Genomic DNA, 17676 nt, shown 5'->3' with positions numbered 1-17676 from the left:
CTATTAAACTATATCATCTCTATTTTCATAACATATCTTGAGTTCCTGTTTAATTTTATCACTTATATCTTGAGGAACAAATTCTGGTTTACCAACGTAATATCCTTGAATATAATCTATTCCAATGGCTACTAATGCCTCCATTTCACTTTTGGTTTCTACACCTTCTGCTATAACTTTAATGTTTCTTTCTTTAGAATATGAAATAAGATTTTTTAGTATTTTTTTCCTGTCTTCATCTTTGTCAATACCTCTTACAATAGACATATCAATCTTCACATAATTTGGCATTATATACAATAATACAGCATCACCATTGTAACCTGTTCCAAAATCATCTAAAGCGATTTCTATATTCCAATTATTTATATATACTTTCTTTTTATCAATAAAATCTTCACTAATCTTATCATTCTCTGTTATTTCTAACACTACCCTATTTAGATAATTACCATATAAATCTTCTATTTCTTCAAAATCAACTTTTGATAAATTATTATTTGGTATAGAGTTTAAGAATAATTTACACACTCCAAATTTTTCCCTATATCTCTTAAAAGATTTAAGTGCTTTGAACCATGTGATACGTTCGATTTGATATAATTTAGACTGTGAACGAGCTAATCTAATAACATCCATTGGAGAACTAAAAGTTTCCATTTTTGGTCTCATAAGTGCTTCATATGCAAATACTTCACCTTTACAATCCACAATAGGCTGAAATGCATATTCAACCAATTGACCATCAATTAATTTATTTAACTCTTCTCTATTATGCAACAAGAATGAATCTTTATTATATATATTAATATCAAATTCACTTACTTCGCCTTTAATTGTATTTTTAATTTGATACATAGCAAAATCTGCATATTTCATTAGTTCATCATAGTTAGTTGAATCGCTAGGATACCAAGAAATTCCTGCTGATGCTCTTATTTTAAATTCTGTTCCATCATGAAGCTTTAATAAGGTATTATTCATCTGTGTCTTAACAGAGTTAATAATAGTTCTTATACTATCTTTACTTTCATACCCATATATGAATACATAAAACTCATCCCCTGAAAGTCTAGAAACTATGCCATTCCATGATATAAACTTTTTAAGTATATCTGCTGCACATCTAATATATTCATCACCAGCATCATGGCCATAGGTGTCATTAATATATTTTAAATTATCTAAATCCCACATTATAAATGCAGCTATTTTAAGCTCTTCTTTGTTTTCAAATTTTTCTCGTACTTGTGAATAAAAAGCTCTCCTGTTTAGAAGATTTGTTAAAATATCAAAATCTCTTTCATACTCAATTTTCATTTTCTCAATAAACTCTTTTGTAACATCAACAACAACACCTAATATCTTTAAATCGTCTTCAACAAGATTTAATCTTATCCACTTAGACTTTTTATCTTTAGACTCAAATTTATATATGTATATATTTTCTGTCTTATAATTTTTCTGTAAATATGTATCCATTTCCTTCATTTTTTTTAAAAATTTACTTTTCGATATATATCCATATTCTTGAAATTCATCTTCCGTAGCAAATATACTAAAAAATCCTTTTGTGCAAAAAACATTATCTCCATTTTTATATAATTCAAAAGCTCCAATTGGCATATCTGCCATTTCAATAATTTGTGATAATTTTGATGAGGAATCTGCAACATTTGCACTAAGTAGCTCTATAGCTGAAGATAATTCATCTATTTCAGATATGTTTATTTTATCAAGATTTACTGGTTTTGATGGATTACTATTTCTAACTTTATTAACCAAAAGAACAATTGGTTTTGTAAACAATCTTGAAGCAATATAAATACCTATAAGCCCTATCACTAAGGAAACTGCAACAGACACTATTACCAAGGTTTCCACTCTTTTTGAAAAACACAATAAACTTTTTTCTTCAATAATTCCCAAAAGAGCCCAACGCTCATTTTCAAATGGAGTATTGGAATTGTATAAATCTAAATATTGTACACTAGCATAAGTACTTTCTTTAATTTTACCATCATCTTCATTTTTGACTTTATATACATTTTTATAAGATTCTTTTTGCTCAAGGTTGGAATGTAAACCATCCCAAAATTTTTCTTTAAATGTATACCCATTTGAAACAACATTTTCAAATGCCAAATCATCATTTCTATCTACACCTAAAATATAATTACCTTTTTTATTCTCATTTATCTCCCCATATGGAAGTAACTCTCTTAAATAATTTATACCTAAATCTATTCCAAGTACTCCATATACAGTTCCATCTTCATAAATAAGAGGAACTGAATATGTTATAACTCTATCTCCTGCACTTGTTAATAAGAACTGACTTCCCCAATATCCTAAATTAGAACTTGATGTATTTGGATTATCAATTGCAGCTCTAAATGGTTTATAAAAGAAATTATCTCCTTTTCGCTCATTTTCACTTTTAAAGGAAAACTTTGGAGCCCAATAACTATCCATAGATATTCCAAAATTTCTTGCTATCTCTGAAGAGCCTCTTTCAATTAGTAAATCAGAATTATCATTGGGATTAAATTTAGGGTCTAAATCTCTTATATACAATCCTGTCCTACTTATTTCATCTTTACTATTTATTGAATCATCTTCAATATCTTTGTTATTTAAAATTATGAAAGAACCTGTAACAGAATTTTTTCTCAAAAGATATATTAAATCTTTTGATATATTTTTTATAATTTCTTTATTAATTTCTTCGTTGATACCCACATCTTTAATTGAGGCATTATTTTCATCTAAAACCTTTTTTACAGATGAGTTAATAGCTAGTTCTGTCTCGCTTGTCTTTGACCATCTTTGTAACATCTCATTTTGTATATAATTTTTACGATTAATTACTCTTTCATTTAAAATGTCAAATGAATTGTCATTTAGTTTTTTAATAGTTCCTCCCCATAAAATTGTGGCACAAAATAAACTTGTTTGAATTAGCATAACAATAATTAGAGGAAATATCATCTTTTTCATTATTGAGTTATTCTTTTTTAGATTATTTTCCATATTTATTCCACCCATACCTTTGTGCATTTTGGTACACGTTGCCAATTCACCTACTCTTTTACAGCATTTTCAAGCTCAGTCTTAAAATTCAAAAACCATTCTGAAAAATTTTCATCATTATTAAATTGTGCTACTGCATTCTCTTTAGAGGTTCCATTTTTTATTAATTCATTTATTTTCTTTAAATCTTCTTTGGCCTTATCAATCATTGAATACTCAAGGATTTGTCTAGCTTTTGTCCCACCATCAAATGCTTTATTAGTGTACAACTTACAACTATTAATTTGTTCAATAGATGAAACAATTGAACTTTCAACTTTACTTGATACCTTTAAATCATCTTTATTCATGACATCCTTTATAACATTCAAATCATTGGTTTTTTTCTTTACTGGTAAGTATCCAGAAGCAATAGAGAATTTTATATTAGACTCTTTATCTGTAAACCATTTTAAAAATTCTACTGATGCATATTCTTCTTCTTTAGTAGATTTTGTTACAGCCATTCCTGCCCCTTGTTGTACAGCATATTTTTCTTTATCTTTAAAACGTGGAGCTTGAAATACAGACGTCTCAATTTTATAACTCTCATTATCATTTAACATTACTTCACCTGGAAAATATGATGCTCCTGAGCTAGACCCAACAAGAGCTAGTATATCTCCTGTTTTTGCATCATCAGAACGGAATTTACCATAAGATGCAAAATATCCATTTATATATGGGACATAAAAATTATCCCATAATTTTTTCATAACCTTTTCATCAAGATTTAGTGTAACTTTTCCATCTTTCACTGAAAAAATTTCTACTCCTAACTGCTTACTTCCTATAATAATATAATTTGCTATAGCATCTCTTCCAAAAAATGCTTTACCATCATTAGGCTCTTTTGTTAAACTATCTGTCCATTCATAGTATTTCTTTGATGTCTCTACTAATCCTTCAATTGTTTGTATATCATTTATATTTGAATTTGTTGCTTTGGCAAACTTATCCCAATCTGTCTTATTTAACATCAAAATCTCAGTAGACTTTGCAATCGGAAAAAGCTTAAATTTGTTATCAGAATTTAGTCTACCCTCATCTACATATTCTTCTATATACTCATTTAATTCATCTTTACTTATGTACTTGCTAATATCTACTAATAGTTCTAATTTATCCATTTCATATGCAGTATCTGAGTATGCTGCAAAAACATTTGGGACCTCTTCAGAACCAACCTTTTTATTAGCAGAATCTAACACCTTTTCAGATAAATCAACTACATTTCCCTGACTAAACGCTTCAACAATAATTCCTTTTTCAGCACCTACAGTGTCATTAAATTCCTTAACTAGCTTATCAAACGCCATTTTTTGCTGTCCATTATAATAATGCCAAATTTCTATTGATGTCGGATTTTCTGGATCTAGTTTATAGCTCTCTTCCTTTTTCAAATCACACCCTGTAAGTAATAAAACAATCATTGATGTGATAATTAATTTTACAAATCCACTCCTATTCATAAAATCGACTCCTTCAAATGTATAAGATTTATTATAGCATTAAAACCGTAACTTAATTACTTATATTAATTATAAAATATTTACTGATATATTTAAATAGGACTAACAGTATATTTAAAAGCAACTAGAAAACAAATGATTACAAATATTGAAAATATACCTTTAGCATAATTCTTCTCTCTAAATGCACCAAATGATACCAAACCTTGTTGAATAGCCACTGTAATTACTAAAAGTGTCATTATTATATTAAGCTGAACTAACTTAAACAGATAAAGTAAAGAAAATATTACTAAAAGAACACATAATACAATACTAGATTTATTAATAATAGCAGTAATCTTGTCTTCTTTTTTATGTTGTTTATTAGATTCTTTTAACTTCTCTTTATTTAAAGTTTCAACCTTTTTATTATACCTTGCCCTTGTTTTATCTTTATATTTTGTATTTTTATTCTTATTACCCATTTATTTACTCACCTTTGATATCAATTTTAAAATTGAGTCCTTTCATAATTTAAATATTATATATTTAAGATACCATATATTCTCACAAAAAGGTAACTTACTAACCATCTATTTTTAATTTTCGCATAAAAAAGCTATCCCTTATTAGAAATAATTCTGTATTGAGATAGCTTATTTAACTATTTATTTTCTCCAACATTTTCTACATCATCGAACTTACTATCAACCAAGACTATATCAACTCTTCTGTTTTTTGATTTGCCATCTGGAGATGAATTATCAGCTATTGGTCTGAATTCACCATATCCTACAGCAGACAACTTATTTGGTGCAATACCTGAACTATCAATAAGAAGCTGGACAACATTGGTTGCTCTCATGACTGATAAATCCCAATTAGATTTAAATTCAGAATTTTTTATAGATAGGTTATCTGTATGACCTTCTACTCTTATATAACTATTCATTTCATTTAACATCTTACCTATTTGAATAATCTTATCTCTAGAATCATTTATTATAACAGCTTTTCCCGTATCAAATAAGATAGTATCTTTAAGACTTATTACTAGTCCTCTATCTTGAGCTTTTAATGATACCGAATTTGCCAATCCACTTTCATTTAAATAATTTTGAATATTTTCAGCAACTTCTTTAAACTCAGGATTTTGTAAACTATCTAGATTATTATTGTTTGGATCAACTACTGGTTCTATTTTACTTTGTCCACCTTCAATAACTCCAGAAGAACCACCAAATGCAGAACTTAAAGATTGAGATAATTGTTTATATTTCTCTGCATCGACATTACTCATAGAATACATTATGACAAAGAAAATCATAAGTAATGTTATGAGGTCGGAATAAGTTAAAAGCCATCGCTCATTATTTTCTTCTTTTTCGTCTTCATCATGTAACATAAATATTCCATCCTTTTATATTATTCAACTCTACCATCAGCTTCTCCAAGTTCAATTAATTCTTTTGAATTTAAAAATATCTTTAATTTTTCTGTCATTAAATTAGAATTATCGCCCTCAAGTATAGATAGTATCGCTTCTATTACTAAAAGTCTTTCATTAGTTTCTTGTTGATTTATAGCTTTAAGCTTTGATGCTATTGGTAACCAAATTAAATTGGCGGAACCAACACCATATAAAGTAGCTAAAAACGCTACAGATATCTGAGGTCCAAGTGCATCTGGATTACTCGAAAGGTTTCCTAAAATATGTACTAATCCCATAACTGTACCTATGATTCCCAGTGTAGGTGCATACCCTCCTGCTGAATCGAATATTGCTATTCCTTCTTTATGTCTTTTTGATGTTATCTGTATCTGAGATTCTAATATATTTCTTATTGTAGCTGCATCAACGCCGTCTACCATAAGTTCAAGACCTTTTCTAATAAATGGGTCCAATTCATCATTTTCGCTTATTTCTTTATCAATACTAAGAAGACCTTCTTTTCTGGCTTTGATTGCAATTTCTTTAAAATAAACTATATTTTCTATATTGTTAGGCTTTTTATTTTTAAAGGCTAACAACATTATCTTTATGGATTTTTTGAACACAGGAAATGGTGTTGAAGCACCAACAGCTCCTATAGTTCCACCAAAAACAACAAGTGCCGATGAGAATACAAATAATGCTCCAATGTGTCCCCCATCAATAACGAAAGCAACCACTAAAGATGCTATTCCCACTATAAAGAAAATTAAAGTTGTCATATATTCCCTCCTTTCTTTAATCATGTCTGCTAGGTTGTTTTTATTAATAGACATTACAAAAAAGACTACCTTCAACAAGAATAGCCTTTGATAATTGGCGGAGAAGGAGGGATTCGAACCCTCGCACCGGTTACCCAGCCTAATCCCTTAGCAGGGGATCCTCTTGAGCCACTTGAGTACTTCTCCGTATTTCTATGCAATTAAATTATATAATAAAATTATATTTTAGTCAATTAATTTATGAAATTTAAGGTATTTTAAGTCATTAAATATCTATTTTCACTTTTTTACTTAAATGTAAGTTTGAAATATGGTAAAATTATCTTGCATAACGCTTATAATATTATTTACTAAATATACACACATTAACATATAGACATAAATCCTTAATTCATCATAAGTTATGCTTAAAACTAAAATAATATTAATCCAAGGAGGATTTTCCATGTTACCACAGGAAAGATATGAGAAAATTTTAAGTATTCTCGAATCAGATAATATAATTAAAATAAATGACATAGTCCAAATGTTTGATATATCAATAGAAACAGCTCGAAGAGACTTAGCACATATGGAAAGTATTGGACTTTTAAAAAGAGTTTATGGTGGTGCTATACCAGTTATAGCAAGTAGCGTAGAACTTAACTATGTTAAAAGAAAAAAGATAAATTCAAATGATAAAAAACAAATTGCTCTTAAATGTAGTGAACTTATAAACACAAATGACACTATTTTCATGGATACTGGAACTACTGTCCTTGAAGTTGCAAAAAATTTAAAAGACAAAAAAAACTTAACTGTAATAACTAACTCAATTTTGGTTGCAAATGAACTTATGAATACTAATATAAAAGTATATGTACTTGGTGGATATCTTAGAGAAACTGAAGGTTCTTTTTCTGGACCACTTACATTAGCAGCAATTGAACAATTTAATGTTGATAAGGCAATTTTAGGTGCTGGAGGTATTACACTTGAAAATGGTATTTCTGACTATCATTTAGAAGAATCACTTGTTCGAAAAAAAATGATTGAAAGGTCTAGAAAGTCAATAGTAGTTGTTGAGCCACCTAAGTTTGGAATAAATTCATTTGCTTCAGTTGCTCCTATAGAACATATAGATACTATTATTACATCTGCTAGTATAGACCACGATATAATTATAGAATTTTCTCAAAAAGGAATACCTTTAGTCATCGCTGATAATTAGTTTGTATTATTGATTTTTAATTCCTTATAAAATATCATTGATTAAAGTTAAGGAGCCAAATAATTATTTATTTAGCTCCATTTGTACCTAAACTATACTATGCCTTTGCTATGTCACTATATCTTTTTTCATTTTACTACTTTGCTCTTCTTCTGCTGTTAAATCTTTTGTCATTACCATAGCAAGTGCAATCGCCAATACCCCACCAACTAGCTTTCCAATTACAACAGGTGTAATCATCTCTGGAACTACTCCTGCTGTAAATCCTAGGTGATCACCTAGTGCTGCTGTTGCACAGACTAACCATGCAGTATTTACTACTTTTCCTTTTGGGCTCATGTCTTTCATCATTTTATACACTGGAATACTATTAGCTAAAGTGAAAACTAATCCTGCTGCACTTGTTGCATCCATACCTAATTTTCCACCTACTGCTGTAAGTGGTTTATTTAAAACTTTAACTAATAAATGTAGTATAGGAAAAGTACCCAACAATACTATTGCAATACTTCCAATTACTTGAATACCTTCTCTTATAGGTGTCATTCCTTTTATAAGTACTATACCTGTTATTTCTTGAAATGCTGCTGCACCTAATCCTATCGTTATCAATATAGATATAATTTTTCCAAAAACTAAAGACCCCTTTATCATAAGTGTTGAATTTACTTTCAAACCTATTGCTAATAGTACTGCTAATATTATTACTGGCACCATATTTATAATCACCATTGATAAATTAAATCCTGCTATCACTCCTCCTACAATCCCTCCAAAAGGTATTGTTATTAACCCTATTAATAACCCTTTTGCAAAAAATGGTCTGTCTTCATATTCTATAAGACCTAATCCTACTGGGATTGAAAATACAAGTGTACATCCAAGCATTGACGATACAACTAATCCTGCAAGCATCCCTGCTTCTTTATTGTGTGCAAGTTCCATCGCTAATGGATACCCTCCCATATCATTTGCTAATATAGTTGCAAACATAGATGGGTCTGCTCCACATAAATTGAATATCGGTATTATTACAGGGCCTAATACATTTGAGATAACTGGAGCTAGACATACTATACCAACCATCCCTAAAGCTAGTGGACCCATTGAATTAAAGCCTTCTTCAAATTGTTCACCAAGCCCAAATTTATTTCCAATTATCCTATCTAATGCTCCTAAAAGCACCCCTACAGCCATTATATATAATATAACTTTATCAAAGGGCATATTTAATTCCTCCTATACATGTAAATACTATGTTGTACTTTAATTAGCACACATCTTTCTGGTATCGTTTTCCCAATTCATAGCTCTTTTTACTGCTTGATTCCATCCAAGCAAAATTTCTTCTCTTTTTTGTTTGGTCATATTTGGAGTGTATTTTTTGCTTATTGTAAACTCATTTCTAATTTCATCAATGCTATTCCAAACACCACAGGAAAGACCTGCCATATATCCTACTCCAAGCACTGTTGTCTCAGGATTTTCTGCAATTTCAATTGGTATATCTAATATATCGGATTGAAACTGCATTGTAAAATTGTTTTTTGTAATTCCGCCATCCACCCTTAGCATTTTTATATCTTTTCCTGAAGCTAAATTCATAGAGTCAACAACATCTTTAACCTGAAGTGCAACAGATTCAAGAGTAGCTCTTACTATATGTTCTTTTTTAGTACTTCCTGTTATACCAACCATTGTACCTCTTGCATATTGGTCCCAATAAGGCGCTGCAATCCCTGCAAATGCTGGAACAAAATATACACCACCAGTACTTGGTATTGAGTTAGCCATATCATCAGTTTCTGAGTAATTTTTTATAACTCCAATTCCATCTCTAAGCCACTGTATTGCAGCACCTGCTATATATACTCCACCATCATAAGCATATGTAATTTTGTTTCCTATTTTCCAGGCAACAGTTGTTAATATACCATTCCCCGCTATATTCAGCTCTTCACCTATATTCATATATAAGAAACATCCTGTTCCATAAGTATTTTTAACCATACCTGGCTCAAAGCATCCATTTCCAAATAGAGCTGCTGGCTGGTCAACCATTGAAGCAGTAATTTTTATTGATACACCACAAAATGCCTCTTTATCTGTGGTCCCAAAATCACCACTTGTAGGCATTATATCTGCTAAAATACTTCTAGGAACTCCTATAATATCAAGTAATTCTCTATCCCAATCCATATCTCTTATATTAAAAAGCATGGTTCTTGCTGCTGTAGAAACATCAGTTAAAAAAGACTTTCCTCCTGTCATTTTCCAAATTAACCAGCTATCTAATGTTCCTGCAAGGACTTCTCCACTTTTGATTTTTTCTTTTACACCTTTTACATTATCTATTATCCACTTAATTTTTGTCCCTGAAAAATAAGGGTCTATGATTAGTCCTGTTTTATCTATTATCTTATTTTCCAATCCTGGTATGTTCTTTAAATTTTCAACATAATCATAGGTTCTTCTGCACTGCCATACTATTGCATTGTATAGTGGCATACCTGTATTTTTATCCCATAGCATTACTGTTTCACCTTGATTATCTATACCTATTCCCTTTATATCACTTTCGTCTATTCCACTTTTAAAAGCTTGTTGTAGTACATTATTACTTACAGTTTTTGTGTTATTCCAAATTTCTATAGGGTCATGTTCGACGTATCCAGATTGTGGATAGATTTGAGTATGTTCCATATAATCACTAAAAACAAACTCTGATTTTTCATTTATTAATACTGCTCTTGTTCCTGTTGTTCCTTGATCAATTGCTAATACATATTTCACTTTAAACGCCCCCCTTTATTTTCAGAATTAATAGATTTTTTATTATTTTTTGAATATAAAATCTATTTAACTTATTTATATTCTATATCATCTTGGTGATTTATACAATATTTATTACAATATTTTTTGTATTTTTTACTTTTTTTGATTGTTAAAGTATTTTAATTAAAATATTATTGCAATATTATTAATTTTATTCTATAATCTAGTTAAATTAACACATAAACTTTTAATATTAGCACATAAACAGTCATTCTAAAATTTAAATTAAACTTTAAGGGGGATTTACAATGAAAAAAACATATCTATTTAGTCCTGGGCCAGTAATGGTTACAGATAGGGTTAGAAATTCACTTCTTCACTATGATATATGTCATAGGGGAAATGAATTCATGAATTTATTTAAAGATACACAGCAAAAAATCAGTAAATTATATAATGCAACTTATGATTATTATTCTCTAGTTGTATCTGGCTCTGGAACATCTGTAAATGAATGTGTATTATCTTCTATATTTGACAAAGAAGATGCTGCTTTATTAGTTAGTAATGGTGTATTTGGAGAAAGGCTAGAAGAAATATTATCTGCTTATAGTGTTAAAACCTACAAGCCAGACTTTAAATGGGCTGAATATCCAGACTTAGATATTTTAGAAAAGTACTTACTTGAAAATCCTGACATAAAAGTAATTGCTATGGTATTTCATGAGACTAGTTCAGGAATGATAAATCCTGTGCCTGAATTAGGAAAACTTGCAAAAAAATATAACAAAATATTTTTTGTTGATGCAATAAGTGCATCTGCTGGTGAATACATTGATGTTGATGAGTTTAATATAGATATAATAACAGGTGTTGGTGGTAAAGCCCTTGGAGCATTTCCAGGCTCTGCATACCTTTGTGCTAAAGAAAGCGTTTTACAAAATATTAAAGAAAGTCAATGTAAAAATGTGTATCTTAGCCTTTACAAACATTATAAGCTTGCAAAATTATCTTCTCAAACACCAAATACACCTAATGTCACTTTAATATTTGCCCTTAATGAAGCTTTAACTGAATTTTTAGAAGATGACAGTAAGATAGAAAGATATAAAGAATGTTCTGCTATTTTAAGAAATGGTATGGAAGAACTAGGTCTAACATTTTTACTTCCAGATAAGTATATGTCTAATACTGTTACGTCTGTATTTCTTCCTAAAGAAATCGATATAAATAGATTTATATTAGAACTAGAAGAAGAAAATGGTTATGTGGTATATCCAGGAAAAGGTAAATTTCTAGATGATAATATGTTCCAAGTTGCAAATATGGGAGAAATTTATCCAGACGATTGTTATAAATTCCTTGATATTTTAAAATCAAAACTAGAAATTAAAAAGGCCATATAAATATCTAAAGACCAGAAATAAAAAAACTATGTAAATATCTAAAGTTAAACTAGATTATAGCCTGTAAATAACAACTATCTATAAATAGTCACTCTATATAAACATATTCAAAAATATACTTGAACATTAAATATAGGCAAATGTTGTTTTATATTTTTTTATAAGGGTGAACTCTAATATGTAAAGTTCACCCCTATATTAAAAATTTATTTTGATACAATTCTTTTTATATTTAACTCTTTTTATATTTGATTCTTTTATATTTTTGATACAATTCGGCTATTTAAATGCACAGATTATTATAAGTTTAAAATCTATACATAATACTATATACTTTTAAATTTAGTTCTTTTTTTATTAAATACTTTAAATATTACTTTTCAAGCTCATCAAAGTAATTATATACAATGACTTCACCTGTTTCTTTATCTGTTGTCTTTATAATCCCTTTAGCTCCATTTACCTCTTCTTTTGTGAATTCATCATCTAGTACAACTTTAAATTTATCTTCCTTTCCATATCCCTGTTGAAACTCAGCTCTTAAAATTGCATTTTTTTCAGCTTTTGGTTTTAATTCAAATTCAATTCCTGATTTCATTTCATCAAAATAATTTAAAACTACAACTTCATTATTCATTTTATTAGTTGTCTTTATAATCCCTTTAGCTCCATTTACTTCTTCTTTTGTAAATTCATCATCTAATACGACTTTGAATTCATCTTCCTTTCCATACTCTTCTTGAAATTCTTTTTTCATTTCACTGTACTTAATCTCAAATTCTTCACTCCTGTTTAATTCCATAGCTGATACATTTATCAATGACGTCCCAATAGCTATTATTGTCAATGCCATGACCATACCAGTTTTTAATTTTTTTAACTTCATATTTTACCTCCTAAATTAAATGTTCTTAGTGAAATTATATAAATAAAAATCTAATTTTTACAGTTTCATTCTTGTAACTAAAATTACTATTATGTAACCAAACTTTTTAATTTAACTCTTCCTTAAAACCTGCCTTTTTGGGGAATAGTTGAATTAAAAAAATAAAATTTTTAAACTTTTTAATTACTCTAATATTGTATTTATTGAACTTAATAAACTTTGTTTTTAATAAAATAAAATTTATCATATGTCTCAAACCTACTTATTTACTAAAAATACTACATTCAAAAAACTAATCTCACTATATATTTCATTGATAGTTTACTTATTTTTGACTTATAAAATCATATAATCAATATCCAAATAAATTAGTTGAAAATTCAAAAAATACATACCCCTATTTAGTATATATTTTTATATATTAAAAAAAAGTTTTAAATAAAGTTATATTTTTTACAACAGTTTTGTAATTAAAAACATGTTGAAGCTAAAATTAAATGTACTATATACTATAAATATGTCGACAAAATAAATTTATAAAGGAGAAAAACAGATGAGAAAAAATTTACTAATAGCAATATTGTCAGTTGTTTTAGTGTTATCAAGCATGCTTACAATCTTTGCATATTCAACTATTAAAGATAATAACAGATTAGTATACTCAAACATGATAGATAAAAAGACACAAAATCAAGTAAAAAATGTATTAGAAGAAAATAGAGTAGATAAGAAAAATATTGATATTTTTATTAAATCAGTTAGGAGCTACAACAAACTTCAAATTAAAATACTTCAAGACAATGTAAATATATCTAAGTCTGGATATAGTTCAATTAACACAAAGCAGGTTCCATATAATTTAGATAAATTACAAGATAACTGGATGGAAAAGTTTCCTAACTATATGGATGTAAATTGCAGAATAACAGCTTTTAGACTTTTTAAAGATTTCATAAACTCAAAAGAGAAGTTTACTGGAGATTCTATCGATTTAAGTATTGATTTAGATACTATAATGAATAATAGAGATGCAAAATTTAGCTCAAAGGATGTAGAAAAATTTATTAACTTTTTTTCTGCAATACCAACTCAATACACAGATGATATAAATAAAAATGCAGAACAAATAAAAAAAGAATGGAAAAAAAGAAAAATATCTTTTAAAGATAATAAAAATATGTCTATTATAAGTGGATTTCTTCGTTATCCAGAAACTAAAAATGTATTTATAGGTCATACAGGTATATGTATCAAGACTGATAAAGATATTTTATTTATAGAAAAATATGGTTCTACATCCCCTTACCAAGTTACTAAGTTCAAAAGTAAAAAAGATGTGAAAAATTATATGTTCAATAGATTAAAGATGTCAGAAGGAGATGTAGAATTACTAGACCCAATAATAATGGAAAATGATAAACTTATGCAGTAATATTTCTAAACATTAAAATTATCTTTATGATTGTTAAGATAAGTAAAAGTAGGCTAATATCAACGAAAAAATATTAATTGTGAAACTCTAATACTGAACAAATCTATAGATATTTTCTAATTTAACAAAAAGACTGTAAGTAGATTTATTTTACATAAATCTACTTACAGTCTTTTAAATAAATACTTTAAAAATATAAATTATCATAACTTTAAGATTATAATATATACATCTTTAGCCTATATCATAATTATTTATTTCTTCTGCACAGTGAGAATCTGAGCCCAAAACCAATGGAATATCATATTTTTTTGCTAATTCTAATAAGTATCCATCTACATAAGGCTCTTTACAGTATTTTTTTCTGTTTCCAGAAACATTGTAGTCAAGTTCATATCCTTTTTCTTTAACTAACTTTATTAATTCTTCAAGAACTTTATTTCCTTCATAATCATATGGAAATACTTGATTAAACTTTCTAACTAAATTTAAATGACCTATTCTCTTTGGTTTATATGTACCCAAGTCAGCATTTACAGCTTTTATTAATGCTTCATAATATTTATTATAAACAGCTTCAATGCTTCCAAGCTTATCAATCAGATTTTGAAACTCTTCTACACTATAGTCTACACAACAATAATCACCATCAATTTTAATTATATGTACTGATAATAGAGAATCCTCTAATTCATCACCATATTTATCTAAATTGTTTTTTATGCCTTCTTCATAACCTTCAAGAAAATCTACTTCCGCTCCTACATTTATCTTAATTTTACCCTCATATTTTTGCTTAAAATTTTTAACATCATTAAGGTAATTTGATAAATTTTCAAGATTCATGCAACTATCATTTTCGGGTGCAGGGTCTTTAAATCCCTCTGGATATGGAAAATGCTCTGTAAATGTCATTTCTGTTAGACCAACATCAATTGCCCTTTGTATATATTTTTCAAAATCATCCTTACTTCCATGAGGACAATAAGGTGAATGTATATGACCATCTTTCATAACTAATGCTCTCCTTTTATTAAATTGAACTACGTATACTTAACTGCCTTCAGTAACTTTTAAAGGCGGAGATATATTAAATAACTCAGTCTATAATAAATTTCCTCATTAAAGTATAGTACATACTCATTAGAAATTTCAATAATTAAATATCAATAAAACATAAAAAATCGCCTATATCAAAATATATAAGCGATTTTAACAATCATATTTACATATGTTTTTTAGCCTCTAATAACATTTTATTTGCTTCTTCCATACACTCTATAGCTTTTTCAATACTCTTTGCAGTTTCTTCTTTTCCAATAGCTCTGGCCTTTTCTACCCACTCTCTAAATCCTTCTTCATGAGTCTCATTGTGATTTATCCAATGCACTAAAAGTATTTTTAAAGTTTTCTCATCTTTAGACTCTGATGATTCTTCATGATTATGTTCGTGGTCGTGGTCATGAGTATGGTCGTGTGGATGTTCGTGACATATATCTCCATGAGTATGTTCATGGCAATGGTCGTCATGGTCATGGTGCCCATGGTGGTATCTTACAATCTCTTTATCAAACATCATTAGTTATTCCCCCTGTTATTTTATATTAAATTCTTTTTTTATAACATTAACAGAATCTTTTACAAGTAGTGCTAATGGTTTACCTTCTAATCCAACTAACTCTATATTTTCTGGCATAATAGGTAAAAGTATCTTAAGTGCCTCACTATCTGCAATAGCTTCACTTATATTACAAGTGACTTCCCCCATCATAGAATTAGGTATTATTACAGAAATAGGTGCAACTATTATATTGGCTTTTCTAGCTGATACTACTATAGCATTTTCCCCTGTAGCTCCTTTATTAGCATGAGCCTTCATCATAGAACTAGTTGCTATAGAATTAGTTCCTAGTGCATAAATTTCTACATATGTAGGTAATTCTTCTCTCAAAGAAGAAACTATCTGGGCTCCTATACCTCCACCCATTCCATCTATCACTGCTATTATCATATGAAATTCCCCTATTAATTAATTTTCTTGTATTATTATCTTATGGTCCATCAATCTTATTTCTTTAATTATTCCATCTATTATTTTTTGTTCTCCTAATAAATCAGTTAAATAAATCTTTCCATCACAAGGGTCTATATTAACCACATTTTCCATAACCTTTTCTAATTCATTGTTATTCTTACAAATGAAAGCTGATGATTCACACATATAAATCTCCTCCTAATATGATTTTTATTAAAAATCAAAAAAAGACTTCCTCAGGTATTTCAATACACCAAAGAAACCTTCATGATTTCAATTTTTGTATATTATTATACCTTAAGTATATCACTTTAATTTGCCTAAAGTCAATTAAAGTTAACGCTTTTTATTATACTCTTCATCCTTGTATTTTTTATATAATTCTTCAGCTAATTGCTTTTCATAATCAGTCAATTCTTCTTCTACAAACTCAACATTAAATTGACTAGCCAGTCCTTTTATTAGATTAGCTTGTAGAGTATCTATGTCTATTTTTTTACCAATTTCATTCTCTATTCCACTGGCCTTTTTAGCTGTAAATTTCATTGCTCTTTCCTTTAGTTCTGGTGTTTTAGTCTTTATTAATTTAAACAATTTTTCTACATCAAAATCCATTATTATTGAACCATGCTGTAACAAAACACCATCTTTTCTACTTTGAGCACTTCCAATAACCTTTTTATTATTAATAGTAACTTCATATGATGCATGTGCATTAAAGCATGCAGCTGATAAATTTTCTCTACCTATTCTCTCTCCACTATTTAAGTTATCTGTTTCTATACCACTTAAATTCAATCCTCTAACTAAACCTTCACTTATATATCTATAAGATAGATTTATACTTTTATCAATTAAAGGATTATCTTCTCCTATAATTATACTATAAGTTAGCTCATTATCATGTAATACAGCTCTTCCTCCTGTGATTCTTCTGACACAGTCTATATTCATGCACTTACACTTATCCAAATCTACCTCATCTTCAAGTTTTTGAAAATATCCTACACTCAAGCAAGCTGGCTTCCAAGTGTAAAATCTAAGTGTTGGCTTCACACAGCCTTTTTTATATGCAGTGAATATAGCTTCATCAATTGCCATATTCATTGCACCATCATATGATTTATTATGTATAACTCTCCACTGATTCATGATTATTACGCCCCAATCTTTAGTATAAATATATTCAAGA

Annotated in this window: 16 protein-coding genes and 1 tRNA gene; 3 read left to right on the top strand and 14 right to left on the bottom strand. The window is 28.5% G+C overall.

The window, feature by feature from the left end; translation table 11 throughout:
* Positions 1–3 precede the first annotated feature (3 nt).
* The 6 genes from KGF36_RS11015 to KGF36_RS10990 form a co-directional block, all read right to left on the bottom strand.
* On the bottom strand, positions 4–3033 hold the full coding sequence (locus KGF36_RS11015; protein WP_227854706.1) for an EAL domain-containing protein: 3030 nt from the start codon (positions 3031–3033) through the stop codon (positions 4–6).
* Positions 3034–3083: 50 nt separating this feature from the next.
* Positions 3084–4544 carry an extracellular solute-binding protein gene (locus tag KGF36_RS11010; RefSeq protein WP_227829492.1) on the bottom strand — a complete coding sequence of 487 codons (1461 nt, stop codon included), beginning with the start codon at positions 4542–4544 and terminating at the stop codon, positions 3084–3086.
* 92 nt (positions 4545–4636) lie between these two features.
* Positions 4637–5011: a hypothetical protein gene (locus KGF36_RS11005; protein WP_227829491.1), complete on the bottom strand. Its 375-nt coding sequence runs from the start codon at positions 5009–5011 to the stop codon at positions 4637–4639.
* A 179-nt stretch (positions 5012–5190) separates the two neighbouring features.
* On the bottom strand, positions 5191–5931 hold the full coding sequence (locus tag KGF36_RS11000; RefSeq protein ID WP_227829490.1) for a flagellar motor protein MotB: 741 nt from the start codon (positions 5929–5931) through the stop codon (positions 5191–5193).
* 20 nt (positions 5932–5951) lie between these two features.
* Positions 5952–6740 carry a flagellar motor protein gene (locus KGF36_RS10995; RefSeq protein ID WP_227829489.1) on the bottom strand — a complete coding sequence of 263 codons (789 nt, stop codon included), beginning with the start codon at positions 6738–6740 and terminating at the stop codon, positions 5952–5954.
* Between the two features lie 95 nt (positions 6741–6835).
* Positions 6836–6926: transfer RNA gene (locus KGF36_RS10990), tRNA-Ser, on the bottom strand.
* 259 nt (positions 6927–7185) lie between these two features.
* On the opposite strand from KGF36_RS10990, the gene KGF36_RS10985 reads away from it, so the two are divergent.
* Complete coding sequence (locus KGF36_RS10985; protein ID WP_227829488.1) at positions 7186–7950, top strand: DeoR/GlpR family DNA-binding transcription regulator; 765 nt, start codon at positions 7186–7188, stop codon at positions 7948–7950.
* Between the two features lie 108 nt (positions 7951–8058).
* On the opposite strand, the gene KGF36_RS10980 is transcribed toward KGF36_RS10985, so the two are convergent.
* Positions 8059–9177 (bottom strand): ethanolamine utilization protein EutH, encoded by a 1119-nt coding sequence (locus KGF36_RS10980; protein WP_227829487.1) that lies wholly within the window; start codon positions 9175–9177, stop codon positions 8059–8061.
* Between the two features lie 39 nt (positions 9178–9216).
* Positions 9217–10743, bottom strand: coding sequence for a glycerol kinase GlpK (glpK, locus tag KGF36_RS10975; protein ID WP_227854705.1), 1527 nt, complete (start codon positions 10741–10743; stop codon positions 9217–9219).
* Positions 10744–11033: 290 nt separating this feature from the next.
* Between glpK and KGF36_RS10970 the strand changes: the two genes are divergently transcribed.
* Positions 11034–12131, top strand: coding sequence for a pyridoxal-phosphate-dependent aminotransferase family protein (locus KGF36_RS10970; RefSeq protein ID WP_227829485.1), 1098 nt, complete (start codon positions 11034–11036; stop codon positions 12129–12131).
* Between the two features lie 373 nt (positions 12132–12504).
* On the opposite strand, the gene KGF36_RS10965 is transcribed toward KGF36_RS10970, so the two are convergent.
* Positions 12505–13017 (bottom strand): hypothetical protein, encoded by a 513-nt coding sequence (locus KGF36_RS10965; RefSeq protein WP_227829484.1) that lies wholly within the window; start codon positions 13015–13017, stop codon positions 12505–12507.
* A gap of 553 nt (positions 13018–13570) precedes the next feature.
* Between KGF36_RS10965 and KGF36_RS10960 the strand changes: the two genes are divergently transcribed.
* Positions 13571–14449 carry a DUF4300 family protein gene (locus KGF36_RS10960; RefSeq protein WP_227829483.1) on the top strand — a complete coding sequence of 293 codons (879 nt, stop codon included), beginning with the start codon at positions 13571–13573 and terminating at the stop codon, positions 14447–14449.
* Between the two features lie 234 nt (positions 14450–14683).
* Here the strand turns inward: KGF36_RS10960 and hisJ are convergent, their stop codons facing one another.
* From hisJ to KGF36_RS10935, 5 genes are all read right to left on the bottom strand, one after another.
* Positions 14684–15463: a histidinol-phosphatase HisJ gene (gene hisJ, locus KGF36_RS10955; RefSeq protein WP_227829482.1), complete on the bottom strand. Its 780-nt coding sequence runs from the start codon at positions 15461–15463 to the stop codon at positions 14684–14686.
* 211 nt (positions 15464–15674) lie between these two features.
* Positions 15675–16028: a zinc transporter gene (locus KGF36_RS10950; RefSeq protein WP_227842781.1), complete on the bottom strand. Its 354-nt coding sequence runs from the start codon at positions 16026–16028 to the stop codon at positions 15675–15677.
* 15 nt (positions 16029–16043) lie between these two features.
* The gene (locus KGF36_RS10945; protein ID WP_227433437.1) at positions 16044–16460 is read right to left on the bottom strand and encodes a DUF3842 family protein; all 417 of its coding nucleotides are present in this window, start codon (positions 16458–16460) and stop codon (positions 16044–16046) included.
* An 18-nt stretch (positions 16461–16478) separates the two neighbouring features.
* The gene (locus KGF36_RS10940) at positions 16479–16670 is read right to left on the bottom strand and encodes a CooT family nickel-binding protein (RefSeq protein WP_227433438.1); all 192 of its coding nucleotides are present in this window, start codon (positions 16668–16670) and stop codon (positions 16479–16481) included.
* A gap of 150 nt (positions 16671–16820) precedes the next feature.
* Positions 16821–17636 (bottom strand): lipoate--protein ligase family protein, encoded by an 816-nt coding sequence (locus KGF36_RS10935; RefSeq protein WP_227829480.1) that lies wholly within the window; start codon positions 17634–17636, stop codon positions 16821–16823.
* Positions 17637–17676 lie beyond the last annotated feature (40 nt).

It is taken from the genome of Clostridioides sp. ZZV14-6009, from assembly GCF_020658095.1.
Classification (GTDB): domain Bacteria; phylum Bacillota; class Clostridia; order Peptostreptococcales; family Peptostreptococcaceae; genus Clostridioides.
The sequence above is the reverse complement of the archived record's forward strand: the minus strand, read 5'-3'. Positions and strand labels throughout refer to the sequence as shown.